Below are 25,702 nucleotides of genomic sequence, written 5' to 3' on the forward strand. Positions count from 1 at the left end.
GCCTAAAAACGGGTCACGATGTCGGCGAGGTTGGGCCGGGGCCGGTCGGCCTGCTGCTCCTTGGCCGTGCCGATATGGATGAAGCCGGCGATCCGCTCCTCCGCCGAGAGGCCAAGCGCGTCCAGCACCCGCCGGTCGAAGGCCGCCCATCCGGTCAGCCATGAAGCCCCAAAGCCAAGCGCCGTCGCGGCGTTCAGCAGGTTCATGCACACGGCGCCCGCCGACAGAACCTGCTCCCAGTCCGGGATCTTCACATGAGGCACGACCCGCGACACGACAGCGACCACCAGGGGCGCCTGAGCGAACCGCCCCCGCTCGGTTGCAACCTGCTCGGGGGTCGCATCGGGATTGTCCGCCTGGAAAGCCGTCGCCAGGATCTCGCCGAGCCGGTGGCGGGAGTCTCCCTGAATGAGGATAAAGCGCCAGGGCACGAGCTTGCCATGGTCCGGCACCCGGGCCGCAACGGTCAGAAGGGTCTCGATGTCCTGCTCGCCGGGACCAGGCTCCCCGAGCCAGCGGGCCGGGACCGAGCGCCGCTGCTGGAGGCGGGAAAGGCTATCATTCATGGGCTCTTCATCCGGCTTGGATAATGTGGAAGAGTGGAGATGGACGCAGACGGAACGTCCGGGTGCATGAAAAGCCGAAAAACTTGCCATGCTCTCGCCGTCTTGATGCGCTTGAAGCGCGAGCGTCCCAAAGATTGGGGCCGCTGCGCATAACAACCGGCAGCGGATGTATAGGGGGAGTGCGGCAAGAGGCCAAGCGGGTTTCCAGCCTTTGGCGAGCGATCGGCGGCATAGATGCCCTTGCGGCAGTGCAGCCCGGCTTGCCCGGTGGGTTGGGTCACGACCATAAGTTGGCGAAGCGTCGCTTTCAAAACAATGCGTACATCCTATCTCGAACCAGATGGGCAGCTTGAGCCCGGCCTGTGGTCCACGCGGCAAACCATCCTGGCCTTCGGCCTAATCCTCGCCGTCTGGGCCGCCGCTGCGGCCGTCTGGCCCCTGACCGGCTCCGTCGTTCCGTGGGATTCGAAGAACCAGTTCTACCCCACGCTCCGGTACCTCAGCGCGGCCCTGGCCCACGGGGAACTTCCCCTTTGGAATCCCTACCATTTCGGCGGGCACCCCTCAGCGGCTGATCCGCAATCCCTGCTGTTCACCCCTTCCATGCTGCTGTTCGGCTGGCTCGTCCCAGAGCCGTCCATGCAGCTCTTCGACCTGGTGGTCCTCGCGCACTTCCTGCCCGGCGCTCTTGCCATGGTGCCCCTCTTCCGCCGCCGCGGATGGCATCCGGCGGGCGCGGTGGTGGCCGCTATCGTGTTCATGCTGGGAGGCGCCGCCACGGCCAGGCTTCAACATACCGGCATCATCCTGAGCTACGGCTTCTTCCCCCTGGCCCTCTGGCTCCTCGAGAAGGCGCTCGACCGACGCTCCTACAGGTTCGGCGCGATGTTCGCGGTCGTGGCCGCCGTCATGACCATCGGCCGGGATCAGGTGGCGTTCCTGTGCGCCCTGACGCTGATCGGCGTCGCCGTCCATCGGATCGTCGCGTCCGCGCAGCCCCTGGCTTATTTCAAGTCCCGTCTCGGGCTCCTGACCACCATGGCGGTCATCGGCGGCGGGCTGCTGGCCGTACCCGTCATTCTGACCATGCAGTTCCTGGCGACCTCGACCCGGCCCTCCTTCGGTTTCGGCGTCGCCGCCATGGGCTCCCTGCCCCCCGAGAGCCTGGCGACGATCCTGTTCGGCAATGTCTTCGGGTCCCTGCGCTGGACCTACGATTACTGGGGCCCTGACTGGCATAGCCTGGCCGAGGGCACCTGGACGGACCGGGCCACTAACTATCTCTTCATCGGAACCATCCCGGCGCTCTTCATCGTCTGGCACGGGATTGCGGGCGGACGACTTTTCGCCCGCGAATTCCGGTTCTTCCTCATCATGGGAATCGCCGCCCTGCTCTACGCATTGGGGCGCTATACTCCTGGCTTCGAGGTCATCTTCGACTACATGCCGGGCGTAAACCTCTATCGTCGCCCGGCCGATGCTACCTTCCTGGTCAACATCGCCCTTGCGTTCTCGGCAGGCTACCTGGTCCATCGCTATGTGACAGAAGGGCATCCGAGCTGGAGCACCGCCGCGCTCAGCCGCCTCAGGATCGTCCTGCCCATGATTGCTTTCGCACTTGTGGTCGCGGCGATCGCAAGCGCCATGGGGTTCGCCGTTCAGGGCAAGCAGGTGCCGCTCGCCATGCGCGAAGTGGGCCTTGGCCTCACGGCCGCAGCCCTCGCCATGGGGTTGCTGGTGCGCTTCGGCAGCCAGCAACGCTGGCGTGAAGCCGCAGCCTTCGCGTTGATCGCCCTGACAGGCGGCGAACTGATCGCAAGGCATGCGGCCTCCCCGATGAATGCCGAGCCGGCTGAGCGCTATGCCGTGTTTCGACAGCTTCCTCCTGAGCAGCTCCAGGGCCTGCAGATCCTGAAGCGGGAACTGGCCGAGCGGCACGGCCAGGGCGAATATCCCCGGGTTGAGATCCTGGGCCTCGACGGACCGTGGCAGAACGCCTCCATGGTTCTCGAGCTCGAGGACATCATCGGATACAACCCGCTCCGGCTGGCCGACTACGAGCGCGCGGTCGGCCCCGGCGAGAACGCGGAGGATCCGAACCTGCGCCAGTTCCCGGCCATGTTCCGCGGCTACAAGTGCCGGCTCGCGAGCCTACTCGGGCTGGAATATCTCGTGCTCGACCGCCCGATCGAAAAGCTGCCGCGCCACTTCCCGCGCCTCAACGGGGCGGAGGTGGTCTATGGGACAGGCCAGATGTGGATCTACCGCCTGAACACGGAGAGCCCACGCGCCTACCTGGCTCACCAGGTTACTCCTGTCGATTCGGAGGCGGTTCTCGACCAGGAGGAACTGCCGGATTTCAACCGTCGCACGGAAGCTTTGGTGGACGACAGCAGCATGCGTCTGCTCAAGGGCCGGTACGCGTCGAGCCAGATGGGCAACAGCCCCGACACAGCCAAGGGCAAGGCGAGCATCGTCAGCTACGGGCGCAACTCGGTCGTCATCGACGTCGACAGCACCGAAATGGGCGTCCTCGTGCTCCACGACATCTTCTATCCGGGTTGGGAGGTGTCGGTCGACGGCGAGCGCAAGCCCGTCCTGCGCACCAATCTGCTGTTCCGAGGGGTCGAGGTTCCGGCAGGACGGCACCGGGTCGAGTTCCGGTTCCGCCCCCTCTCGGTCGAGAATCTCCTTGCGGCGGCGTCCGATATCGTCAACAGCGAGGAAGAGCTGATGAGGACGGCGACAGCCGCCGCCTCGATCCGCTGATGGACGTTCGATGACGCGCTTCGTGACACCCACTTTGGCAGGCCTCATGGCGCTGCTCGTCTGGTCTACCGCGACGGCGCAGACTCCGGCCGTACCGTCGTTGACGCAGAACCCTCCCCCGATCCCGGTCGGCAGGGTCACGGTGAGCGCCAGCGCGGTGTTCGCCGACAACAATCAGCCGATCCGCTCCGGTCTCGTCTGGCGCGTCTATGAGGATCGCGGCGACACGGTCCAGCCGAACATCGTCAGCCGCTCCAGCAGCCCGACGCCGACCTTCAACTTGTCTCCGGGCAACTACATCATGCATGCCGCCTATGGGTTCGCGGGCGCTTCCAAGCGCCTGAGCGTCCAGGCAGGGATCCTCACCGAACGGCTGACTATCAGCGCCGGCGCGCTACGCCTGAAGGGCGCCGTTGGAGAGAGTCCCATTCAGCCAAACAAAGTCTCGTTCGCGATCTATGTCCCGATGGCCCAAAACTCCGAAGGCCGCCTCGTGATCGCGAATGCCAAGGCGAACGAGGTCATCCGTCTGCCTGAGGGCACATATCACGTGGTGTCCACCTATGGCGACGCCAACGCCATCATGCGCAGCGACCTCAAGGTGGAATCGGGCCGGGTCACGGAGGCAACCCTCAATCACCGCGCCGCCACCGTCACGTTGAAGCTGGTCGGAAGCGCAGGGGGCGAGGCTTTCGCCGGAACTGCGTTCAGCGTGCTCACCCCGGGCGGCGACGTGATTCGCGAGGCGATTGGCGCGTTCCCATCCGTGACCTTGGCGGAAGGCGACTACGTTCTGATCGCCCGCCACGAGGGCAAGGTCCACACCCGCGACTTCAAAGTGGAAAGCGGCCTCGACCGGGACATCGAAATCGTCGTCCCGCCGACCTGAGGCGGGTGGTGTCCTACGCGATTCGCCCGCAACCTTCAGGATGAAGGTTGGAGCTGTCAGCCGGTCTCAGAAGCACCTCACCTGACGTTTTGCCTGAACCTTTCCGCTCTGCCCGCATTACCCGGACTCTGACGTTTGGTCGAGCCGGGCATGGAAAATCCGAGCCTTCATGGCGTGGCCCTCACCGGGAGCACTTTCATGAAGATCTCAGAAATCATGACGCGCAACGTCCGCGTGGTCGGGCCCGATCGCACCATCCAGGAAGCCGCAAGGATGATGGATGAGATGAATGTCGGCGTCTTGCCCGTCTGCGACGGCCGTCGGCTGAGAGGGATGATCACCGACCGGGACATCACGGTCCGCGCCACCGCCGCCGGCCTTCCGCCGGACACGACACGGGTGCGCGATGTCATGTCGGACAATGTCTGGTGGTGCTTCGACGACGACGACGTCAACCACATCGTCGAACTGATGAGCGATCATCAGATCCGCCGTCTTCCCGTGGTCGATCACGACAAGCACCTCGTCGGGATCGTGGCCCTGGGCGATCTCGCGACCGACAGCGAAGGCCAAGCTTCGCAGGCGCTTCACCGGATTTCCACCCCGTCGGAGCCCGACCGCACGGGAACCCTGTCGTCCTCTCGCGCCGACCAGACGCGGGACCGCAGGCCCTCTCCCCTGACAGGCGACGAGCGCCGCGAGTTGGAACGGCGCATGCGCGACGACCGCGACGATGATGACCGGCGCCATCGGCCCAACGATTATCGCGAACTAGGCCATCGGGTTGGCCAAAGACAGGCCGGTTCCGGCGACCAGTTCCGCTTCCGGGAGGAGGACGACGTGCGGGCAGCCTTCGGTCCTTTCGGCCATCCCGGCGAGGAAGGACGTCGCGACGCCCGCATGCCAGGCGGATTTGGGGGCGACGGCTACCAGAGCTATGGCGATGAATATGCCGGACGGGGCTCCGCCGGCCGTGGCTTCCGCCCCCGCAGATACGGGGCCTCGACCATCACTGGCGAGCGCGCCCGGCCCGGCGACGACAGCAGCGAAACGGATCGCCGCATGCAGGACCGGGAGCGCACCTGGAGCCTCGTCAACGAAAGGCGGGACCACAGCAACTACGGCATGGGTCCGGGCAATAACCGGTTCGGAAACGACGCGACCGCGAGCCGCGGCGAGGTTCGCCGGGGTGAGCGTCAGGGCCGTGGGCCGCGCAACTATCAGCGCTCAGACGACCGCATCCGCGAAGACGTGAACGAGCGCCTGACCGACGACGTCCGCGTCGATGCATCGGAAATCGAGGTGACGGTTCAGAACCGGGAGGTCACTCTCTCGGGCACCGTGCGCGACCGCAATGAGCGGCGCTGGGCCGAGGACATCGCGGAAGCCGTCTCCGGCGTGACCCATGTGCAGAACAACCTGCGGGTCGGCCAGCGGCAGGCCGGACACGCAACCGGCACGGCAGGCGCTACAGCCGGATCGCCCTCCGGCGGCCACACCGCAGGAAAAGGCGGTCGTCAGCGGCAGACGACGTAGCGGCCCAATCGGCTGAAGATCCGACACGATGAACGCCGCCGCTTCTCTCCTCCCCCTTGCGTCTGTTCATTCTGAACAGCGGGGAGGAGGTGGAGGTGGGGGGTCGTAACGTCAAAGCTCTTAGCTTCGTTGTCGAGGCGTGAGGCTGCTACAGCCTCACCTTTCCCGTGTGGGAGAGGTCGAGCGCAGCGAGGGTGAGGGGTTACGCCCTCTCCGAATAACAACGCCCCTCACGGTCCGACCTCTCCCCATGGGAGAGGTGGTAGCGCCGGACTCTCAACCCGTCTCACCACCCCCACCCTTATCCCTCCCCGCAAGGGGGAGGGAGTTTAGGTAGTGCATCGTCAGACGCTCCGCCCTCCCTTCGATGAAGAGGGGGCCGCGCAGTCACGCCACCGTGCGCTCGACCACGTGATGCCCGTCGAGGGTCGCATGTCCTTGCGGCTCAGAGACAGCCCTGGCGGCGCGCTTGCGGTCGGGCGTGACCGCTTCCGCGACCAGTGCCTGCAAAGCCCCGTCGAGGGTCATGGTCTTCTGGTCGGGACTTCCGAGGCGGCGGATCGATACCGTCCGCTCGGCCGCTTCCTTACGACCGACCACGAGCAGCACCGGCACCTTGACGAGGGAGTGCTCGCGAACCTTGTAGTTGATCTTCTCGTTGCGCAGATCCGCCTCGACGCGCAGGCCTGCATCCTCGAGAGTCCTGACCACCTCCATGGCGTATTCGTCGCCTTCCGACGTGATGGTCGCGACCACCACCTGAACCGGCGCGAGCCAGAGCGGGAAATGTCCTGCGAAGTGCTCGATCAGGATGCCCGTGAAGCGCTCCATGGACCCGCAGATGGCACGGTGGACCATGACGGGCGTCTTCTTCTGGCCGTCTTGGTCGACATAGAACGCGCCGAAGCGCTCCGGCAGGTTGAAGTCCACCTGCGTGGTGCCGCACTGCCAGTCACGGCCGATGGCGTCGCGCAGCACGTATTCGAACTTGGGACCGTAGAAAGCCCCCTCGCCGGGATTGATCGCCGTCTTGATGCGCCCGCCGGACTGGTCCTCGATCTGCTTGAGCACGCGAGTCATCACCTCCTCGGCATGATCCCACATCTCGTCCGTGCCGACGCGCTTTTCCGGCCGGGTGGAGAGCTTCACGACGATCTCCTCGAAGCCGAAATCGCCGTAGGTCGAGAGGATCAGGTCGTTGATCTTCAGGCATTCGGCCGCAAGCTGATCTTCGGTGCAGAACACATGCGCGTCGTCCTGCGTGAAGGCGCGAACGCGCATGAGGCCGTGCAGCGCTCCCGAAGGCTCGTAGCGGGAGACGGAGCCGAACTCGGCAAGGCGCAGCGGCAGGTCGCGGTAGGACTTCAAGCCATGCTTGAAGATCTGCACGTGGCCCGGGCAATTCATCGGCTTGATGGCGAAGACGCGATCGTCCTCCGTCTTGGTGACGAACATGTTCTCCCGGTACCAGCCCCAGTGACCCGAGGTCTCCCACAGAGCCTTGTCGAGGATCTGCGGCGCGTTGACCTCCTGATAGTCGCCCTTGAGGCGGCGGCGCATGTAGGAAATGAGCTCCTGGAACACCGTCCAGCCCTTCGGGTGCCAGAACACGACGCCTGGTCCCTCCTCCTGGAAATGGAACAGGTCCATTTCCCGGCCGAGCCGCCGGTGATCGCGCTTCTCGGCTTCCTCGAGCTGCCTGATGTAGTTGTCGAGGTCTTCCTGGGAGGCCCAGGCGGTGGCGTAGATGCGGGTCAGCATCGGGTTGTTGGAATCGCCGCGCCAATACGCTCCCGCCACCTTCATGAGCTTGAAGGCGTTGCCGATCTTGCCGGTCGAAGTCATGTGCGGGCCGCGGCAGAGATCGAACCAGTCTCCCTGGAAGTAGATCTTGAGATCCTGGCCTTCCGGAATCGCGTCGATGAGCTCGATCTTGTAGGTCTCGCCCTTCTCGGCGAAAACCTGCTTGGCCTTCTCGCGGCTCCAAGTCTCCTTGGTGAAGGGTTTGTCCTTGGCGATGATCTCGCGCATCTTCGCCTCGATGGCGGCGAAATCCTCCGGCGTGAACGGCTCGGGACGGGCGAAATCGTAATAGAACCCGTTCTCGATGACGGGCCCGATGGTCACCTGCGTTCCCGGATAGAGCGCCTGCACGGCCTCCGCCAGAACGTGCGCGGCGTCGTGCCGGATCAGCTCCAACGAGCGCGGGTCCTCCCGGTTGAGGAACTCGATCTTCGCATCCTGCGTGATCGGATCGGCCAAATCGGCGACGGTGCCGTCGAGCGCCATGGCGACCGTGCGCTTGGCCAGCGACTTGGCGATGCCTTCGACGATCTCGCGCCCGGTGATGCCAGGGGAATATTGACGCTGGGCGCCATCAGGGAATGTCAGGGTGATCATATGAGCTTTCTCCTGGCTCACTCCTGCCAACGGAGCAGGTAAGCGGGGCCGACGGTTTGTTCGGAAAAGCGAGATCAGCCGCCGTCAGGTTCGACCGCCTCGCAGGTGATCGGGGGAGCATTGACGCCCCGCCAGCGACCATAGGCCCAGGGCTTATACCAGGCCGCCGTTTCGGGCAATGTTTCAGGAACGATGTCGAGCCCCGAGGTACCGAACGGCCCGCAGCGGCAGATCCGAGCTGCGCCCATCCAGCCTCCTGCCCAGAAGCCGTGCCGTTGGATCGCCTCGTCGGTATATTCCGAGCACGACGGCAAGTGCCGGCACTGGCGGCCTATGAGGCCGGACAAGGTCAGCTGGTATCCGCGGATCGCCCAATGGGCCGCCTGCTGGACGGGGCTGGGCGAGGAGTTCGGCACGTCACTCGCCGCCCGCCGCCCGGCGCGCCTCGATCTGGTTCAGTGCATCCACCACCGCATCGAAGGTCAGCAGAATGGAAGCGTGGCGGGCCTTGAAGTCCCGCACGGGCTCGAGCACCTGAAGGTCGGCCCATTTGCCGGTCGGGGGCTCCCCGTTTTCCTTCAGCATCCGGGTTGCCGCTTCGCGGATCTGGCGCAGCTCTTCGGCGGTCGATCCCAAGACGTTCCGACCCATGATGGAAGATGAAGCTTGGCCGAGGGCGCAGGCCTTTACGTCATGCGCAAAGTCGGTCACAACATTTCCGTCAAGCTTGAGATCGACCGTTACGGTAGATCCGCATAACTTGGAACGTGCGGTCGCCGTGGCATCAGCCTGCTCCAGCCGCCCAAGATGCGGGATGCTGGCGGCGAGTTCGAGGATGCGGCGGTTGTACAGATCGTTCAGCATCGGCCTGACGGGGTGACAAGACAGGGCTACCTACCCAATATAGGCATACAAATCGATTGCTGCGACTCGGCCAAGTCAAGTGCCTTACGCGGTGTAGTGGAAACGTCCAGGGCCGCGCGGCCCAGTAGAGTTGTAGAAAGGCTCCACATGAACGATGTGGTTAAGTCCTTGTCCCCGCGTCTGCCCGCAGCCGCCGACAAGACCGCCGAACGTCCCACCAGGGAGGAAGCCGAAGCGGCTGTCCGCACCCTGATCCGCTGGGCGGGTGACGACCCGCAGCGAGAGGGCCTGCACGATACGCCCAAACGGGTCACGAAAGCCTTCCGGGAATTCTACTCCGGCTATCAGGACGATCCGAAGGAAGTCCTGAACAAGATCTTCGCCGAGGTCGAGGGCTACGACGATATCGTTCTGGTCCGCGACATACCGTTCTATTCGCATTGCGAGCACCACCTGGTGCCGTTCTATGGCATGACGCACATCGCCTATTATCCGACCAAAGGCGTCGTGGGCTTGTCCAAGCTTGCTCGCCTGGTGGAAGTCTATGCCAGGCGGCTGCAGACGCAGGAATCCATGACGGCGCAAATCGCCGCAGCCATGGAGGAAGCGCTCGAGCCGCGCGGCGTCGCCGTGATGATCGAGGCGGAGCATATGTGCATGTCCATGCGGGGCGTGCAGAAGGCCGGCGCCATGACGCTGACCACCCAGTTCACCGGCGCGTTCAAGAACGATCCGGCAGAGCAGGTGCGCTTCCTTACGCTCGTCCGGCACGGCAAGGTCTGAGGCTTCCCGGCTGATACCAACGTCAAACCATCGATGGGCCGATACGGCTTCCCCCGAGATCACTCATGTGCGCGATCAACACTTTTCCCGCTCCGGGCCCCAAGGCCGACCTTGAGGAGGGAACCGTCCTCTCTCCACGATTCGGAGCTGACGGATTGATCACCTGCGTGACGACGGAAGCCACAACCGGCGAACTGCTCATGGTCGCGCACATGAACGCCGAGGCGCTCGCGAGAACCGTTCAAACCGGCGAGGCGTGGTATTGGTCGCGCTCCCGGCAAGAGCTGTGGCACAAGGGCGCAACAAGCGGACAGGTTCAGACGGTTGTCGAGATGCTGGTCGACTGCGACCAGGATGCCATCTGGCTCAAGGTGAAGGTCGCCGGCGACGGCGGCTGCTGCCATACGGGTCGGCAATCCTGCTTCTACCGAAAGATCGAAGTTACGCACGGAGAGACGAGGCTCGTCGTCGCGTAGGCGCTCCGTTGCCCTTCCGGTCCCTTTGGACCGCGGGAGGCGTCGGACTCGCTCGCGTGTGACCGTCTCCCCTCGAAGCTTGGAGGGGTGGAAATCCCGCGCCTGGGGTTTAAGAACCTCTGGATGAGACACAAAGACCTTCCCCTGGCGCGCGTCGCCGCGAGCGCGATCTTCTTCGGCAACGGGTTCGGCATCGGCACCTGGGCGGCCCAGCTGCCTCGGTTCAAGGCCGCGCTCGGCCTGTCGGATGGCCAGCTCAGCCTTGCGCTCCTGGCCTTTGCGCTTGGGGCGATCGTGCTCATGCCGATCGTCGGGTGGGTGACGGCCCATGTGGGCAGCCGAACAACCACGCTCGTGGCGGCCTTCGCCTTCGCGGCCGCTCTCGTTCTTCCAGGTCTTGCCACTAGCCTTCCCTTTTTCGTGGCCGCCTCGCTGCTGGCCGGAGCCTGCAACGGGGCCATGGACGTCTCCATGAACACCAACGCCACCGTGGTGGAGCGCGCCTGGAGCCAGCCAATCATGTCGTCGTTCCATGCCTTCTTCAGCCTCGGGGGTCTCGCGGGAGCGGCCAGCTCGGGCCTTCTGATTTCCGTCGGTCTCGACATCCTCCCGACCCTGCTGCTGGCCTGCCTCGGCATGGGAGCGCTCTTTCTGGCAGTGTCGTTCTGGACCCTAAACGAGGCCGAGAAGGCCACCGATGGGCATGGTTTTGCCTGGCCGCGCGGAGCAATCGTGGGCCTCGCCTTCGTGACCATGCTGTGCCTCCTGGTGGAGGGGGCCATGGCCGATTGGACGGCGATCTACCTCCAGACCGTCACTGGGGCGTCCCTGGAGACTGCGGTGGCAGGCTTCGTGGGCTTTTCCCTCACCATGACGATCTGCCGGTTCATGGGCGACTTCGTTGTGCGCCGTCTGGGCCGCATCCGCACCGTCCAACTAGGTGGCCTTCTGGCGGCGCTCGGCATCGCACTCGCCATGGGCGTGCCGCAGCCCTTCCCGGCCACGATCGGCTTTGCCTTGGTGGGGCTGGGCCTCGCGAACACCGTTCCGGTGCTGTTCAGCACCGCCGGCGAGACCAAGGGCGTTGCTCCCAGCATCGGCGTCGCCATGGTGGCAACGCTCGGCTATGCGGGCCTGTTGCTGGGCCCTCCTCTCATCGGCTTCGGCGGTGACGCCATCGGCCTGCGCCCGGCCCTGAGCCTGCTCATCATTTGCGCCGTCACGATCATCCTCTTGTCCCAACGCACCCTGCGTCCGGCCACTGTTTAGTTTCGGCCGGACGCCCTAAATGAAACTTTGAGGCATCGTTCATCAGGTCTTCACGGTTGAGGCCCGAAGATCGAAGGGCCTTGGAGTGTGCAGTCATGTTGTGGGACGGTATTGCCCGGCGCAGCGCCGGGTCAGGTGGCGGTGGGGGAACAACCGAAATGCATGCGCCGGTCGAGCGCGACCCCAGGACGAGGCTCAAGATTGGACTGGCGCTCGGCGGCGGCGCCGCGCGGGGCTGGTCCCATATCGGCGTCATGCGGGTGCTCGCAGAGGCCGGGATCGCACCGGATGTGATCGCGGGCTCGTCCATCGGAGCCGTCGTGGGAGGCTGCTACGCTGCCGGAAAGCTCGACGAACTCGAGACCTTCGCCCTTTCCCTGACGAAGCGCCGGGTCATGGGTCTGCTCGACTTCCACATCGCCGGCTCCGGGCTCATCGCGGGCGGACGCCTGCAACGGCTTCTCGAGCAGGATCTCACGGACCAGCGGGTCGAGTCCCTTCCCGTCAAGTTCTGCACCATCGCCACGGAGCTTTCCAGCGGCCACGAGATCTGGCTGACCCGCGGCCCCCTCGTCCAGGCCATGCGCGCATCCTATGCGCTGCCGGGCATCTTCAACCCGGTCATGATCGGCGGGCGCTGGCTTATGGACGGCGCGCTGGTCAACCCGATTCCCATCACGGCCGCCCGCGCGCTCGGGGCGGAGATCGTGATCTGCGTCAACCTCAACGGGGAAGTCCGCGTCCGCGGAACGGTCATCCAGTCCTACGATGCGGAAACGGCCATCGAGCAGGAGATCGACGAGGCTATCGAGGCTCCCCGCCGATGGGGCATCTTCCCGGCGGCCCGGGCCGAAAAGCCCCGCAGGCCTAACGCCCCGGGATTCGCAAGCGTGATGGTCGATGCCTTCAACATCACCCAGGACAGGATCGCGCGCTCGCGCCTGGCGGGCGACCCGCCGGACGTCATGATCGCTCCGAAGCTGGCCAAGATGGGTCTGTTCGAATTCCACCGGGCGGAGGAATGCATCGCGCTTGGACGCCAGGCGACCGAGCGCGCCCTGCCGGACATCATGGAAATCCTGCAGGAAGCGCAGGCCGTGTGATCACGCGGTAGCGATGTATTCCTTGATCGCCTGAGCCTCCGCCTCGATCTCCTCCAGGCGAAGCTTCACCACGTCGCCGATGGACACGATGCCCATGAGGGACCCGTTCTCGACAACGGGAACGTGACGGAATTTTTCCCGGGTCATGATTTCCATAATGTCGTTGATCTGGGTCTTCGTGGTGCAAGTGACGACCCTCTCGGTCATGAAGCGCGATACCGGCTCCGAGAGCGCCTGGGCGCCGTGATCCGAGATGGCTCGGACGATGTCCCGCTCCGAGACAATCCCCGAGACAGGCTGCCGGTCGTCGCAAACCAGAAGCGCGCCGATCTTTCGATCCGACAGGAGCTTGGCCGCTTCGCCGAGCGTACGATCCGGCTCGATGCTGACCACGTTGTTTCCTTTGATCGAAAGGATTCGGTTCACGATCATGTTCGCCTCCCTCAAGCGCACAGCAGAGGCTTTCATCCTCCGCATCGGCAATGCCGAGAACGCGTTTCACCTCCCGTGACGGCCGGGACATGACCCTGCGTCGTCCGGTTATGATCCGGCGAAAAGGCGCTGGTTTCAAGCCGAGATGCGGCCGGGACGGGTCGGGAGAGGGTCGAGAAGCGGGAAAAGCGCCAACCCTACGAGAAAACCGCCGATATGAGCCTCCCAGGCGATGCTGGCATCGGTGACGCCGACGGGCTGCACGAACGCAAAGACGTAATTGGCCACGAACCAAACGCCCAGGAAGATCAGCACCTGCCGGTTGCGCACGATATCGGCCAAACCTTCCCTGAGGCGCTCGTGCGGCTGCGTCATTCGACCTTCCTCGACGAGCCAGTCCGCCGGCGCGAACATGAACCAGGATGCCGCCGCCATCATGCCGGATACGGCCGCCGATGCGCCGATCATCGGCAGGACCTGCAAAGGGTTGACGATCGTATACAGGATCGCGCCCCCCAAAGCGGATGCCGCCGCTAGGCTGAAGAAGCGCCAGGCCCCACATCGTCTGGCGATCGGCGTTCCGAAGGCCGCAAGCCAGACGCAGTTGATCAGCACGTGCGCCCAGGAGCCGTGCAGAAAAGCGTAGGTGAGGCCGGTCCAGGGACGGCCCTCCCCCTCGTTGAGAACGTACTGAGCCAGCATCGAAAGCGGAGACAAGGCCTCGTCAGGAACGCTTCCCTTAAGGGAGTTTATCACCTCTTCGGCTTGAACGCCTCCGAAGGCCACCGACCACCGGGCAGGAATGACCGCCCAATCGATGATCAGCTGGAAATCCGTGTCCTCCGACAGAAGCAGGCGCCCGGCGTGAATAGCCACGAGGGCGAGCACGCCGAAAGCGACGGCGGCCGGAAGGTTGAGGATGGGTTCGCGGGCCGGACGGGTCGTGCTGGATCTCATGGGATCTTTTCATGTCCGATTGCGCATCGCACCGCAATCGGACACTTTAAGGACGATAGGACGACGGTCTAAGGCCGATTCCCGCGATTCGCCGAATCATGCCTGTTCTTTAAGCCGGATGCACTGACTCGAAGCAGTTGACGCTACGGCAGGAATGGCCACCTAACCCAAAAGAATTTTTATTAACCTTAATGGAACCAACGCCGAGCGCGACGCGTTAACCCACCCTTTACTTTCCTCTTGAGCCCGCAATTCAACCGTGTCAGCTTAGTTAAAAGAACATTAACTTAGCTGGTGGGGCATGCGGCAAGGTTTTTTCAAGCGGTTCGATCTTTGTGGCCTAAGGGCGAAGGCGCTCACGGCCAAGTTCGTTAAAACGGCTGTTTTCAGCCTTTCCGTGGCATTTTTGAGCACGCCGGCACAGGCGCAAACCCTCGCCGCTCTCCCGAGCGCCAGCAACCCAATCGTTAATAAGGGTACGGCCAAGCCGATTCAGGGCTGGGTCAAGTTCTGCGAGAAGTTCCCGTCCGAGTGCTCCGTGAACCGCGCGGAACCGGAGGTCGTCGAGCTGACGCCCCAGATCTGGAAGTCAATCGTTTCCGTGAACCAGCGGGTGAACTCTTCCATCAAGGCCATCACGGACGCGGATCAATGGGGTGTCGTCGACGTGTGGGGCTTTCCCGATACTGGCAAGGGCGATTGCGAGGACTACCAGCTCCTCAAGCGCCGGATCCTGTCGGAGAGTGGCCTGTCGCGCCGGGCCATGCGCATGACGGTCGTGATCGACGAACTGGGCGAAGGACACGCGGTTCTGGTGATTCGCACCAGCCAGGGCGACTACGTCCTGGACAACAAGACCTCGTCGGTCCTGCCTTGGCACCGCACCGGCTACGTTTTCGTCAAGCGGGAAAGTCAGGAGACGGTTGGCTGGGTGTCGCTCGGCGGCATCACGTCCTCGCCGACCACGACGGCGAACCGCTGACGGCGAAATCCCGAGACCACGACAGGAAGCGGATCAATCGATCCGCTTCATTGCTTTTGCGAAGCGCTTCCAGTTTTCCACATAGTGCCGGGTGGACCATCGCAGCCGCTCGATGGCATCGTCGTCCAGCACCCTGATGGCTTTGGCCGGCGTCCCGACAATCAATGAATTGTCCGGGAATTCCTTGCCTTCCGTGACGAGCGCGCTGGCGCCCACGAGGCAATTCCGGCCGATGCGCGCATGGTTGAGGATCGTGGCTCCCATCCCAATCAGCGAATTCTCGCCGATCGTGCATCCATGCAGGATCGCGTGATGGCCGATGGTGCACCCTGCGCCGACGCTGAGCGGAGCGCCCTCATCCGTGTGGAGCAGCGCGCCCTCCTGAATATTGGTGGCGTCCCCGATATCGATCAGCTCGTTGTCGCCCCGAAGAACGGCCCCGAACCAGATCCCGACATCGAGTCCGAGCCGGACCCTGCCGATCACATGGGCATCGGGAGCGATCCAGTAGCGGCCCTGCTCGGGAAGGACCGGGGTGATCTCATCTAGGCTGTAGACCGGCATCTGGTTTTCGGAATGTTGGAGTGGCCGCAGGCGCGGGGGGCTGCAGCAGGATCCTCGTTCGAGAATTCTGCTGCGAATGGCCCGGTCAGTCCTCGAGGTCCGTGTCGAGGATCGCCATGGTGAAGTTGAAGGAGCGATCGCCGTCCTCGTCATCCACGAACAGAACGCCGACGAACTCTTCGCCGATATAAACTTCCGCCGAATCGGTCTTCTTGGGACGACCGACCACGCGGATCGAGTGGTTCGCAAAAGTCTGGCGCAGGTACCGCTCGACTTTCGCCATCTCCGTCTTATCCACTACAAACCCTTTCTACGTTTCACGGGTGCAGGCATTGCCATGCCCGGCCAACGCGGGCAAGCAGCGTTAGGTCCTGAAATCGGATAGGAACCGTCAGATCCCTTCCATCTCCGAGAGGAAGTGGTCCATGGATCTTGCAGGCTCGGCGCAACCGGCGCTGCCGATGACCTTGGCCGGGACGCCCGCCACGGTCGCGTTGTTGGGAACAGGCTTCAGCACCACGGACCCTGCCGCGACCCGGGCGCAATGGCCGACCTCGATGTTGCCGAGGATCTTGGCGCCGGCTCCGATCAGCACCCCGTGCCGGATTTTCGGATGGCGGTCCCCCCGCTCCTTGCCTGTCCCGCCGAGGGTCACGTTCTGAAGCATCGAGACATTGTCCTCGATCACGGCCGTCGAGCCGACCACCAGTCCCGTTGCATGGTCGAGGAAGATGCCGCGACCGATTCGGGCCCCAGGATGAATGTCGGTCTGGAAGACTTCCGAGGAGCGGCTTTGCAGGTAGAGGGCAAAGTCCTGCCGATCCCGACGCCAGAGCCAATGAGCCAGTCGATGGGTCTGGATGGCGTGGAATCCCTTGAAATACAGCACCGGCTCGATCACCCGGGAGGCCGCTGGATCACGGTCGAGGACGGCATTGATGTCCGCCCGGAACGCCGCCCCCAGGGAGGGATCGCTCTCGACCGCCTCCTGAAAGGCCTGCTCGATCAAATCGGCCGCAAGGGACGGGTGGGCCAGACGACCGGCGACCCGGTGTATCACGACGGCCTCGAGGCTCGGCTGTTGGAGGATAGAACCCAGTACGACGCCCGCAAGAGCCGGCTCCTCAACGACGATCGCCTCGGCCTCTCGCTTCAGCCGGTCCCAGAGAGGATCGAGGGTCGCAGCGACCTGATCCGCTGCCCCGGGCTTCATGTGAAACTGTGCCATGATCGTCTCCTGCAGGCGCTATAGGCCTTAGACCCTGCCGGTGCTTGGCCGGTAAAGGTAACATAAATAAGAACTCGCCGCTCCTTACCCTAGATCCTGTTGTGCCATGAGCATCTTTTTTTCGCCGACGCCCAAGCTCGCCGTTTCCCTCGACGGGCCCGTGGCGACCATCGCCATCGACAACACTGCCAAACGCAACGCGTTCGATCTCGACATGTGGAAGGCCCTCCCGCCGATCATGGAGGCGCTGGACCGGTGCGAGCAGGCGCGGGTCGTCATCCTGCGCGGATCGGGCTCGAATCCGTTCACGTCGGGTGCCGATATCGCCGAGTTCGAGACCGCGCGGGTGGATGCCACGAGCGGACGAATCTATGAGGCCCACAATGAGGCGGCCTTCTGGGCGGTGGCGCGCTGCTCGAAACCTGTGATCGCCATGATTCGAAGCTTCTGCCTCGGCGGCGGCTTCCGACTTGCGCTCTCGTGCGACCTGCGTGTCGCGGCGGACAACGCGGTCTTCGGGATCCCGGCCGCCCGGCTCGGGGTCGGATATCCGGCGGGAGCCATGCGGATCGTGACGGCTGCCGTCGGGGTTCCGGCCGCGAAGGATCTCTTCTTCACCGCCCGGAGGATCGATGCCCGCGAGGCCCAGCGTCTCGGCGTGCTTCAGCGCATGGTGAGCGATAGCGAGCTGGACGCGACGGTGCTGGCACTGGCCCAGGATATCGCCCAGAATGCGCCTCTGACGATCAAGGCCGCCAAGGCAGCCATCGATGCGGCGGCCGGCGTCGCAGGGCCGGACGCGGACCCGGTCGCACTCGCGGACGCGTGCTTCGACAGCGCCGATGCGGCCGAGGGGCGCAGGGCCTTTCTGGAGAAGCGCGTCCCGGTCTTTACCGGGCGGTAGCCGCGATCCGGGAGCCGGCTGGTTGCTCCTGCGTCTCCCGGCGATGGACGAAGTAGCGGTTCTTGAGGACGCCGGTCTGAGCCGAGATATCGCGACAGCTCGGCAAATCGAATGCGCGGTCCGCGATGAGGAGCCCGCCTGGCTGCAACACCCGCTCGATCAGGGGCGACAGATCCCTGGCGAGGGCGCGGTTCAGCTCCTCGTCGCCCGAGCCTATATCCGCGTGGACCAGCGCCGCCGAATGCTCCCCATGCTTTTCGATGAAGATCGGCAACGTCTCGAAAATATCGCCGAAGATCAGCCGACCATCCGGCGGAATGCAATCGGGATGAGCCGCGAGGCACCGCTCGAACGCGAAGATCTCGCGGCCGGCAAGGCGGGTTCTCAGGTGATCGTAGGTTCTTCCGTTGCCGAGCCCGAGCTCGAGAACGAGGCCGGACGGGGCGATCTCGCGGCTGGCCCAATCAAGGACGTCGCGCTGCGCGGTGAGCCGCCGGATGGCACTATCGAGACGGGTCATGTGCCAAACCTGTCAGAAGGGAACTTGAAACAAGATCGGGATAGTTCAACGGATTAGCCCTTGAGCCCTGAGGCGCTACGCGAGCAGTCGCGGAAGTCGCTTCCCTTGACGCCCTGCCGTAAAGCTTGCGCTCAAAATCTTCCGGTGGCTAGAGTTTTCCGTCCAAGCGCTCAGGGGCGGTTTGCCAGGAACTCGATCACGCCCTGCTTGTGGACCCGGTCACCGACAGCGAGGTTGTGGTCCCGTCCGGGAATGTCCAAGGCCCGCGCATTCGGCATCAGCTTGACGAGGTCGTGGGGAGAGCCGGCGACAGGATCGTTTGTGCCCACAGAGACAAGCACCGGCAAAGTGATGGACGCCACTTCGTTTTCCGTCAGCGATTGCCGCGATCCGCGGATGCAGGCCGCGAGCGCCTTGCGGTCGCTGCCATTCTGATCGGCAAAGGCGCGGAACATCCGCTGCATGGGGTCCGTCAGATCATCCAAGGACGGCGCCTCCATGGCATCGGCGATGCCGAGGGGCAGTCCCACTCCGGACACGAGATGAACGCCGAGACCGCCCAGGAGGGCCGATCGCATCCGATGGGGTTCCGCAAGCGCCATGTGGGCCGTGATCCGGGCTCCCATGGAATATCCCATGACGTCCGCCCGTTCGATGTCCAGGTGGTCGAGGAGACGGCGGGCGTCCTCGGCCATGACGTAGGAATCGTAGTCCTCCGGCCGATAGAGCTTTTCACTCTGGCCGTGGCCGCGATTGTCGAAGGCGATGACCCGGTACCCGGCCTTCGTCAGGGACTTGACCCAGAGTGTATTGACCCAGTTCACCGCATGGCTCGATGCGAAACCGTGGATGAGCAGGATCGGGTCGCCATGCCCCTCGTCGGGAGCGACATCGATATAAGCGATGCTGACGCCGTTGGAATTGAAGAAATGCATGGGACCGGAAGGGTTGCGAAGGTAGGAAACGTGCCGCGCACCCTAAGCCACAGGGCATCCCGGACGCAATCGTCCAAGAACATGGCGGTCATGCCTCGCCAGGCCCGGCGGACCGAAGCCCGGTCCCCTCTGGTCCTCCCTGGGGCGGGCCTTCGTGGGATCGGCTCCGCTAGCGGGAAAATGCTCTAGGCGCATGGCCACTGGGACATTATGGTGCGCCCAAATTTCTCGAGCGACGAGCAACGACGATGGCTGACAAAGGCACTCCCCACTTTCACAACGATCCGGGCGTTCCCGTCATTCGGGTGGGCACGAAGGAGCTGATGTGCATTGGGGCGACGCCTCCCCTCGATCACCCGCACGTCTTTCTCGACATGGGTACGGATCAGGAGGTTATCTGCTCCTATTGCTCGACCCTGTTCAAATACGATCCCTCCCTCAGGGTCACCGACGCCGCCCCGGCCGAGTGCTTCTGGGAAAACGTCGCCCCGTCCGGTCCCTGATCGCGCGCTGAGGTGGCCGCACTTTCCATCGCCGTCGCGGGCGCCGGCATCGGCGGGCTGACCGCGGCCCTCGCCCTTGCCCGGCGAGGTCATACGATCACGATCATCGAGCGCCGCACCGGCTTCACGGAAGTCGGCGCAGGCTTGCAGCTATCCCCCAACGCCAGCCGCATCCTGATGGATTTAGGCCTTGGCGCGGCCCTGCGGCGAGTCGTGACAGAACCCCCGCAGGTTGTCGTGCGCGATCTGGGATCAGGCCGGCCGATTGGCGCGGTGGCGCTGGGCGCGTTCATGCGCGAGCGCTTCGGCGCACCCTATTGGGTCGTTCACCGGGCCGAGCTCCAGACGATCCTTCTGGATGCGGTCCGGTCCACCCCATCCGTCAGGCTGGTCATGGGACGAACGGTCGAGACGGTCGAGGACAGGGCAGACCGGGCGGAACTGACCTTCGTGACCGGCAACGGCGCCCGGGAAAGCACCGCCTTCGACGCCGTCATCGGGGCCGACGGAATTTGGTCGACCGTGCGGCAGAGCCTCGGCGACTGCAGGAAGCCCGGTTATCGCGGCTCCATTGCCTGGCGCGCAACGATCGATCGGAATCGCGCTCCGGCGGAACTCGCAGGCGATGAAACAGGCCTATGGCTCGGCCGCCGCGGCCATGTGGTGCACTACCCGATTTCCGGCGGACGCCTGGTCAACATCGTCGCCATTACGAAAAGCCCCAGTCCGGTCGATGGCTGGGCCGCACCGGGCGAAGGGCGGGACCTGCTGGCTGGCTATGCGAACGCGGCCGCCGCCCTTCGGAAGCTTCTGGCCGAACCGGAGCAGTGGCTGCGCTGGTCGTTGTTCGATCATCCGGTCACCTCCCTGGCTAAGGGACGAGTTGCCCTGCTCGGCGATGCCGCACATCCGATCCTGCCATTTCTGGCGCAGGGAGCCGCTATGGCCATTGAGGATGCGGCCGCCTTGGCGTCCGTGCTGGACGCAGACGCACAAACCGTCCCATCGGCGCTCTCCACGTATGACAGCCAGCGCCGCGACCGCGTCAGCAAAGTGCAGCAGGCGGCGCGGCAGAACGGGCGCGTCTATCACATGGGCGGGCTCATGGGGTTCGCCCGCAATCAGGTCATGCGCCGGCTCGGACCGGAGGGCATGGCCACGCGCTATGCCTGGCTCTATGACTTTCGCCTCCTGGCCTGAGCCTCGCGCCGACTTGGCGACCGCCTGGGCTTGCGCTCTTCGCCCGGTGCCGATAACCGTCTTGAACAATGCGGACGTGGCGAAACTGGTAGACGCAAGAGACTTAAAATCTCTCGGGCCTTGCCCGTGCGGGTTCGATCCCCGCCGTCCGCACCAAGCGATCTTCCAGACTGGTCGACCAGCGCCTTACGGCGCCATCAGAGCCGCGGCCAGGACGCTGGCTACATAAGCCACGAGGATCCAGAAGGGGATAAGAACGACCCCTGACATCAGAAGGGCAAGCGAGACACCGAGGCTACGCATCACGAGGCTCCTACGCTCCAGAGACTCGAGGCTACGGCAAACCTTGTCGGCAAAATGTCGTCACTGGCGTCAAAAGCGGCCTTTCTTCGGCCGAAACCGGATCAAGCAGCAGCGCCTCACCCGTCCGATTCGATCAGGGCCGCCGTTTCATCAATTGGGAGTACTACGAAGGTGACGGAAAGCGTAGCCCATATGCTTATGTGGCGCGCGTTGCGGGTTAATGAAGCGCAAACGTATGCTTTCTCGACGGTCAGAAGATTCGGAGGGAATATGCAGAACAATACGAACAACGCCACCCGTTTCACAAGCGTCACTGCGGACAGTTCAGGAATCTTATCTGAAATCGACTTGAAGATTCTGTGGGTCGCAAGAACATTGACCAATATCGATTTCGAATTCGAAGCTGAATTTTTCAGGCTCGAGAAGAGCCGTCTCGAAGGCGATCAGAAACAGCAGATCAGGGATGCGATCGCCTCAAGGCATCGCGCGAGGCGAGAGCCTTATGCGAAGCTCCTCCGGGAGCTTCAGGATCAGCAACGGCGTCAATCTCTGGCGGCCTGACAGGCTGGCGCTCCTTCTCTCACATCTGAGAATCCGGCGATTGGCTGCGTGCATAGGCTGATACGATCCACGATCATAACAGGTCTGCGCGTCGGCAATTTGAGGGATGGAAGCCGGCGCGACGGGAGAAGCCTACCCGTGGGCCCGAGAAGCCAGGCCGGCTCCCACCCTTATCTCTGACTAGCGCAATCCGAGGAAGGAAAGGATTGCGAGGACGACGACGATCGCCCCGATGATCCAAATGATGTTGTTCATGGCGTTGCTCTCCGGACATAGGATTCGATGTTTAGGCAACCGCTATTCAGGGTGTTCGTTCCCTCGGCGCGGATCATCGGCGCATTGCCAAGATGAGCTAATGCTCCGCCCCATGATGCAAACTCTGCGGCGCCATTTCGCAGAGCCAGACACGGCAGGCTTTCCCCTCTAAAGGAGTAGGGACACCCCTTGGTAGTCTTACGAAGTGATCAGCGGCGCTGCATCGTTCAAGAAAGTTCCACTGCGACTGCATAATTTGTGAGTGGAGGAAGAATGCCCAGCCATCAGAAAAATGCATCTGCGACCACCGGGAAGAACATCCTCAACGGGATGTACGCGGATGATCTCAAGTCGATGATGCAGGAACTTCTACGGACGCTTTCCAACATCGATCTGCAGCATGTGTCTGAACTGGACAGGCTTGATCGCAGCGCTACCGACAGCGAGCTCAAGCAACATATAAAAAGCAAGATCCGGGCTCGTCATCATGAACGGCGTGAGCCCTATGTGGCCCTGCTCTCAGAGCTGCGGCAGCACCAGCACAACCTGTCTCTCGTAGCCTGAGGCCGTTCTGTCCGGCTTGGCCGGTAGATCCAATAAGATCCGGCGAAAAGACCGACTGCCAGGGCGCCACGTCGCGCCCTGGCATTGCCGCACAGGCTCTTATTAGAGGCCGTTGGCTGTGGGATCAAAGTGCCTTTAACAACGAACTGAAATATAGTATCGAAATATACGTTCCGTTTATCAGAAGTAAATCTGCTGATTATTAACCGGAATAGGATAGGAAAGCACAAAACATCACGCTTTCCTGGGGCATTAAGGTGCTGCGTCAATCCTATTCGACTGCTTTCTCCAACTGGAGGTTTTCCACCAGGATCCTCTTGCCTGTCGCAGCGGTTACGCTCGCGGCCCTCAGCCTCGCCGCCTTTTCGATTTTTTGGGCTGTGCGCGAAAGCAATGATGTCTCCGTCGAGCGTCAGCTCAAGACCACCGACCGTACGATCCGGGCCATCGTGGGCGAACTCGCCCAGCAGCAGGAGATGGTGGCGGTCTGGAACGACGCCGTCGAGCAGGTCAAAAAGCCGGAGCTCGACCTGGACTGGATCGACGCCAACCTGGGGCCTTGGCTTTATCGCACGTTCGGCCAGGATCAGGTCTTTATCCTGAACGCCAGCGACGAACCGATCGACGCGACGATCAACGGAAACCACGTTTCGGTCGACACCTTCGAAGCTATTAGGCCCGGCCTCGATAGCCTGATCAAGGAGCTTCGAACCGGCTCTCGTCCTCAGGCGGACGCCCAGGCAAAATTGACCGGGAGCCCGTACCTGACATCAGGGAGAGCGGTTCACGAAGCTCACCTGCTCGACCTGCTCAACCGGCCGGCGGCCGCCAGCGCTATGCAGATCGTGCCGGATACGGATGACATGGTCCAGGAACCGGGCAGCGAATACGTTCTCGTCAGCGTGCGTTTCCTCGATGACAGCTTTCTCAAGCAGCTGTCGGACAGAAACCTCATCGAAGGATTGCGCTTCGCGCGATCCAACGAACCGCGCGAAGGCGAGGTATCCGTGCCGCTGCGCTCCGATTTCGGCGACATGATCGGCTATTTTCTGTGGCGGCCCGAGCTCCCGGGCACCAGGATCCTGTACGTGATCGGGCCAAGCGCCGCCGTGGTGTCCGCCCTCATGGTCGCCGTGATGGTGTGGCTCGTCCGCTCCCTCCACACTTCGACGTCGAGGCTGGAAGCGACAGTGGTCGAACTTCGTGCCAGCGAGGCCCATGCCCAGCACCTCGCCTTCCACGATGTGCTGACCGGCCTTCCCAACCGCGCCCTGTTCGATGACCGGTTCGAACAGGCCCTCGCCCGCACAAGGCGCGGCGAAAAGCTCGCGGTTCTGACGCTGGATCTCGACCGGTTCAAGAACGTGAACGACACCCTCGGCCACCATGCAGGCGACAAGCTGATCAGGGATTTTGGCGGACGGCTATCGGGGTTGCTTCGTGCCACCGACACCGTTGCGCGGCTGGGCGGCGATGAATTCGCGATCCTGCAAACGGACATCAGCGGCCGGATGGACGCAGAAAGCCTGTGCCTGCGCATCCTTGAAGCCGTTCACCAACCTTTTGATCTACTCAGCGGCCAAGCCTTCGTGGGCGTCAGCATCGGCGCCGTGATGGTTCCCGAGGCGGGGCTCGACCGTGTCGACCTCATGCGCAAGGCGGACATCGCCCTCTACCACGCCAAGCACGAAGGCCGCGATTGTCACCGTTATTTCGAGATGACGATGGACGAGACCGTCAAGCGCCGGGCGACGATCGAGGAGGAGTTGCGCGAGGCGCTGGCGTCGGGGACTGGGCTCAAGGTGTACTATCAGCCCCAGGTCGCGGCATCCGGGCATCCCATCATCGGGCTCGAGGCCCTGATCCGATGAGACCATCCCTCGCGCGGGATGATTTCGCCGGATCAGTTCCTGCCCGTCGCCGAGGAGACGGGTCTTATCGGTCCACTCGGCGAGATGGTCCTGCGGCAAGCCTGCATGACCGCGCGACGCTGGCCCGGCCTGTCGATTGCCGTCAACCTGTCGGCCAATCAGTTCCGGCTGAGCGGCTTCGCAGAACGGGTCATGGAGATCGTGCGTGAAACGGGCACGGACCCGAGCCAGATCGAACTGGAGGTGACGGAGAGCGTCCTCCTGGGAGACACCGTTACGCGCGACGCCCTGAAGACCCTGCGGGGCATGGGCTTCAAGATTGCCCTGGACGATTTCGGAAGCGGGCATTCGAGCCTGAGCTATCTGCGCCAGTACGAGGTGGACAAGATCAAGATCGACCGGTCGTTCGTCCAGCATCTTGGACATTCTGCCGACGCGGACTCCGCTGCCATTATCAGGGCGATCACGACCCTGGGCCGCACCATCGGCCTGACGGTCGTGGCTGAAGGCGTGGAGACGGAGGACCAGCGGCACTTCCTGGCGATGACCGGCTGCGATGAGTTACAGGGCTACCTGTTTGCCCGCGCCTTGCCGGAGGAGAAAATCGCGGCCCTGCTCGCCGACGAGCGGCGCTCGGGAATGACGGCCGGTCCAGCGACAAGCAATGGAAAGCGGCCGTCGTTTTCCTGATCGCCAGGCCGGCCTCAAGCACGACGCTTCGGGAACTGACGTAGTAACCCTACGAATGAGATTCCGTGTGCTTTTCATCTAAGCATCCCTTCGTTCAACGCACGCGTTTCACGGAGGGGACGTCTTGCCGAAGAAAGATAATCTGGATTCCTATTTGAGTTTATTTGCAAAAGAAGAAGCGGTGGGTTCAAGTGATGAGCGCAACAGCTTTGGCCAGGGTAGCTCCTGGGGTTTGAAAGCCAAGGGTTTTTCTTGGCCGGGTATTAAGCCGGAGCGCAACCGCATCCAAGTCGCTTTGGCTATAGGCGGACAGGTCTGAACCCTTCGGGAAGTACTGCCGCAGCAAGCCATTGGTGTTCTCGTTGCTTCCCCGCTGCCACGGGCTTTGGGGATCGCAGAAGTAGACCTCAACGTCAGTCGCGACGCTGAAGCGCTTGTGATAAGCAAGCTCCATCCCACGATCCCAGGTCAGCGATGCCATCAATCCTTGAGGCAGACGTCGAACCTGCCGCACAAGAGCCTTCACCACGCTCTCGCTGTCTTTGCCGTCAACTCGAACGAGCAGCACGAACCGGGAT

Annotated in this window: 26 protein-coding genes, 1 tRNA gene and 1 pseudogene; 16 read left to right on the forward strand and 12 right to left on the reverse strand. The window is 63.3% G+C overall.

Annotation, left to right across the window (positions count from 1 at the left end; all coding sequences use genetic code 11):
* Positions 1-2 precede the first annotated feature (2 nt).
* Positions 3-566 (reverse strand): nitroreductase family protein, encoded by a 564-nt coding sequence (locus DRB19_RS22595; RefSeq protein WP_114188287.1) that lies wholly within the window; start codon positions 564-566, stop codon positions 3-5.
* A 315-nt stretch (positions 567-881) separates the two neighbouring features.
* Here DRB19_RS22595 and DRB19_RS22605 point away from each other — a divergent pair, with 315 nt between their 5' ends.
* The 3 genes from DRB19_RS22605 (at position 882) to DRB19_RS31265 (ending at position 5,760) form a co-directional block, all read left to right on the forward strand.
* Positions 882-3,335 carry a glycosyltransferase family protein gene (locus tag DRB19_RS22605; protein WP_114188289.1) on the forward strand — a complete coding sequence of 818 codons (2,454 nt, stop codon included), beginning with the start codon at positions 882-884 and terminating at the stop codon, positions 3,333-3,335.
* Positions 3,336-3,345: 10 nt separating this feature from the next.
* Positions 3,346-4,224 carry a hypothetical protein gene (locus DRB19_RS22610; RefSeq protein WP_114188290.1) on the forward strand — a complete coding sequence of 293 codons (879 nt, stop codon included), beginning with the start codon at positions 3,346-3,348 and terminating at the stop codon, positions 4,222-4,224.
* A gap of 198 nt (positions 4,225-4,422) precedes the next feature.
* Entirely contained in the window at positions 4,423-5,760 is a 1,338-nt protein-coding gene (locus tag DRB19_RS31265) for a CBS domain-containing protein (protein WP_245439748.1), read from the forward strand.
* Between the two features lie 387 nt (positions 5,761-6,147).
* On the opposite strand, the gene thrS is transcribed toward DRB19_RS31265, so the two are convergent.
* The 3 genes from thrS to DRB19_RS22635 all read right to left on the reverse strand — a co-directional run bounded on the left by thrS (position 6,148) and on the right by DRB19_RS22635 (position 9,024).
* A complete protein-coding gene (gene thrS / locus DRB19_RS22625; protein WP_114188291.1) occupies positions 6,148-8,160 on the reverse strand; it encodes a threonine--tRNA ligase in 2,013 nt (670 codons plus the stop codon).
* 74 nt (positions 8,161-8,234) lie between these two features.
* Positions 8,235-8,576, reverse strand: coding sequence for a membrane protein insertion efficiency factor YidD (yidD, locus tag DRB19_RS22630; protein ID WP_114188292.1), 342 nt, complete (start codon positions 8,574-8,576; stop codon positions 8,235-8,237).
* A gap of 1 nt (position 8,577) precedes the next feature.
* Positions 8,578-9,024, reverse strand: a complete 447-nt coding sequence (locus DRB19_RS22635; protein WP_114188293.1) for an iron-sulfur cluster assembly scaffold protein — start codon at positions 9,022-9,024, stop codon at positions 8,578-8,580.
* 147 nt (positions 9,025-9,171) lie between these two features.
* On the opposite strand from DRB19_RS22635, the gene folE reads away from it, so the two are divergent.
* The 4 genes from folE to DRB19_RS22655 all read left to right on the forward strand — a co-directional run bounded on the left by folE (position 9,172) and on the right by DRB19_RS22655 (position 12,655).
* Positions 9,172-9,807: a GTP cyclohydrolase I FolE gene (gene folE / locus DRB19_RS22640; protein ID WP_114188294.1), complete on the forward strand. Its 636-nt coding sequence runs from the start codon at positions 9,172-9,174 to the stop codon at positions 9,805-9,807.
* Positions 9,808-9,872: 65 nt separating this feature from the next.
* Positions 9,873-10,283 (forward strand): phosphoribosyl-AMP cyclohydrolase, encoded by a 411-nt coding sequence (gene hisI, locus DRB19_RS22645; protein ID WP_114188295.1) that lies wholly within the window; start codon positions 9,873-9,875, stop codon positions 10,281-10,283.
* Between the two features lie 123 nt (positions 10,284-10,406).
* Positions 10,407-11,552 carry an MFS transporter gene (locus tag DRB19_RS22650; protein WP_114188296.1) on the forward strand — a complete coding sequence of 382 codons (1,146 nt, stop codon included), beginning with the start codon at positions 10,407-10,409 and terminating at the stop codon, positions 11,550-11,552.
* A 95-nt stretch (positions 11,553-11,647) separates the two neighbouring features.
* Positions 11,648-12,655 carry a patatin-like phospholipase family protein gene (locus tag DRB19_RS22655; RefSeq protein WP_114188297.1) on the forward strand — a complete coding sequence of 336 codons (1,008 nt, stop codon included), beginning with the start codon at positions 11,648-11,650 and terminating at the stop codon, positions 12,653-12,655.
* Here the strand turns inward: DRB19_RS22655 and DRB19_RS22660 are convergent, their stop codons facing one another.
* Together DRB19_RS22660 and DRB19_RS22665 are read right to left on the reverse strand one after the other, a co-directional pair.
* Positions 12,656-13,087: a CBS domain-containing protein gene (locus tag DRB19_RS22660; RefSeq protein WP_114188298.1), complete on the reverse strand. Its 432-nt coding sequence runs from the start codon at positions 13,085-13,087 to the stop codon at positions 12,656-12,658. It abuts the gene before it with no gap.
* Positions 13,088-13,222: 135 nt separating this feature from the next.
* Positions 13,223-14,044, reverse strand: coding sequence for a rhomboid family intramembrane serine protease (locus DRB19_RS22665; RefSeq protein ID WP_114188299.1), 822 nt, complete (start codon positions 14,042-14,044; stop codon positions 13,223-13,225).
* 301 nt (positions 14,045-14,345) lie between these two features.
* Between DRB19_RS22665 and DRB19_RS22670 the strand changes: the two genes are divergently transcribed.
* Positions 14,346-15,026: a transglutaminase-like cysteine peptidase gene (locus tag DRB19_RS22670; RefSeq protein WP_114188300.1), complete on the forward strand. Its 681-nt coding sequence runs from the start codon at positions 14,346-14,348 to the stop codon at positions 15,024-15,026.
* Between the two features lie 33 nt (positions 15,027-15,059).
* Here DRB19_RS22670 and DRB19_RS22675 read toward each other — a convergent pair whose 3' ends face one another.
* The 3 genes from DRB19_RS22675 to cysE form a co-directional block, all read right to left on the reverse strand.
* Positions 15,060-15,590, reverse strand: coding sequence for a gamma carbonic anhydrase family protein (locus tag DRB19_RS22675; RefSeq protein WP_114188301.1), 531 nt, complete (start codon positions 15,588-15,590; stop codon positions 15,060-15,062).
* Positions 15,591-15,675: 85 nt separating this feature from the next.
* Positions 15,676-15,888: a DUF3126 family protein gene (locus tag DRB19_RS22680; RefSeq protein ID WP_027315475.1), complete on the reverse strand. Its 213-nt coding sequence runs from the start codon at positions 15,886-15,888 to the stop codon at positions 15,676-15,678.
* A 93-nt stretch (positions 15,889-15,981) separates the two neighbouring features.
* The gene (cysE, locus tag DRB19_RS22685) at positions 15,982-16,818 is read right to left on the reverse strand and encodes a serine O-acetyltransferase (protein ID WP_114188302.1); all 837 of its coding nucleotides are present in this window, start codon (positions 16,816-16,818) and stop codon (positions 15,982-15,984) included.
* A 106-nt stretch (positions 16,819-16,924) separates the two neighbouring features.
* On the opposite strand from cysE, the gene DRB19_RS22690 reads away from it, so the two are divergent.
* Complete coding sequence (locus DRB19_RS22690) at positions 16,925-17,722, forward strand: enoyl-CoA hydratase-related protein (RefSeq protein ID WP_114188303.1); 798 nt, start codon at positions 16,925-16,927, stop codon at positions 17,720-17,722.
* On the opposite strand, the gene DRB19_RS22695 is transcribed toward DRB19_RS22690, so the two are convergent.
* On the reverse strand, positions 17,709-18,242 hold the full coding sequence (locus tag DRB19_RS22695; protein WP_114188304.1) for a class I SAM-dependent methyltransferase: 534 nt from the start codon (positions 18,240-18,242) through the stop codon (positions 17,709-17,711). The two genes, DRB19_RS22690 and DRB19_RS22695, sit on opposite strands and share 14 nt — an antisense overlap.
* A gap of 170 nt (positions 18,243-18,412) precedes the next feature.
* Positions 18,413-19,177, reverse strand: a complete 765-nt coding sequence (locus tag DRB19_RS22700; RefSeq protein WP_114188305.1) for an alpha/beta fold hydrolase — start codon at positions 19,175-19,177, stop codon at positions 18,413-18,415.
* Between the two features lie 248 nt (positions 19,178-19,425).
* Between DRB19_RS22700 and DRB19_RS22705 the strand changes: the two genes are divergently transcribed.
* The 7 genes and pseudogenes from DRB19_RS22705 to DRB19_RS22735 form a co-directional block, all read left to right on the forward strand.
* Positions 19,426-19,680, forward strand: a complete 255-nt coding sequence (locus DRB19_RS22705) for a zinc-finger domain-containing protein (RefSeq protein ID WP_114188306.1) — start codon at positions 19,426-19,428, stop codon at positions 19,678-19,680.
* A gap of 12 nt (positions 19,681-19,692) precedes the next feature.
* Positions 19,693-20,880 carry an FAD-dependent monooxygenase gene (locus DRB19_RS22710; protein WP_114188307.1) on the forward strand — a complete coding sequence of 396 codons (1,188 nt, stop codon included), beginning with the start codon at positions 19,693-19,695 and terminating at the stop codon, positions 20,878-20,880.
* 70 nt (positions 20,881-20,950) lie between these two features.
* A tRNA-Leu gene (locus DRB19_RS22715) sits at positions 20,951-21,036 on the forward strand.
* A 417-nt stretch (positions 21,037-21,453) separates the two neighbouring features.
* The gene (locus DRB19_RS22720) at positions 21,454-21,744 is read left to right on the forward strand and encodes a hypothetical protein (protein ID WP_114188308.1); all 291 of its coding nucleotides are present in this window, start codon (positions 21,454-21,456) and stop codon (positions 21,742-21,744) included.
* Positions 21,745-22,272: 528 nt separating this feature from the next.
* A complete protein-coding gene (locus DRB19_RS22725; RefSeq protein ID WP_114188309.1) occupies positions 22,273-22,563 on the forward strand; it encodes a hypothetical protein in 291 nt (96 codons plus the stop codon).
* 317 nt (positions 22,564-22,880) lie between these two features.
* The gene (locus DRB19_RS22730; protein ID WP_147021922.1) at positions 22,881-24,434 is read left to right on the forward strand and encodes a diguanylate cyclase domain-containing protein; all 1,554 of its coding nucleotides are present in this window, start codon (positions 22,881-22,883) and stop codon (positions 24,432-24,434) included.
* A 12-nt stretch (positions 24,435-24,446) separates the two neighbouring features.
* Positions 24,447-25,124, forward strand: a pseudogene (locus tag DRB19_RS22735) (EAL domain-containing protein); the annotation flags it as partial.
* A 187-nt stretch (positions 25,125-25,311) separates the two neighbouring features.
* Here DRB19_RS22735 and DRB19_RS22740 read toward each other — a convergent pair.
* Positions 25,312-25,702 (reverse strand): IS30 family transposase (locus DRB19_RS22740; protein WP_114188313.1); only part of this gene is annotated, 391 nt, incomplete at its 5' end.

Origin of the sequence: Microvirga aerophila (genome assembly GCF_003332305.1) — a bacterium.
GTDB classification, from domain to species: Bacteria; Pseudomonadota; Alphaproteobacteria; order Rhizobiales; family Beijerinckiaceae; genus Microvirga; species Microvirga aerophila.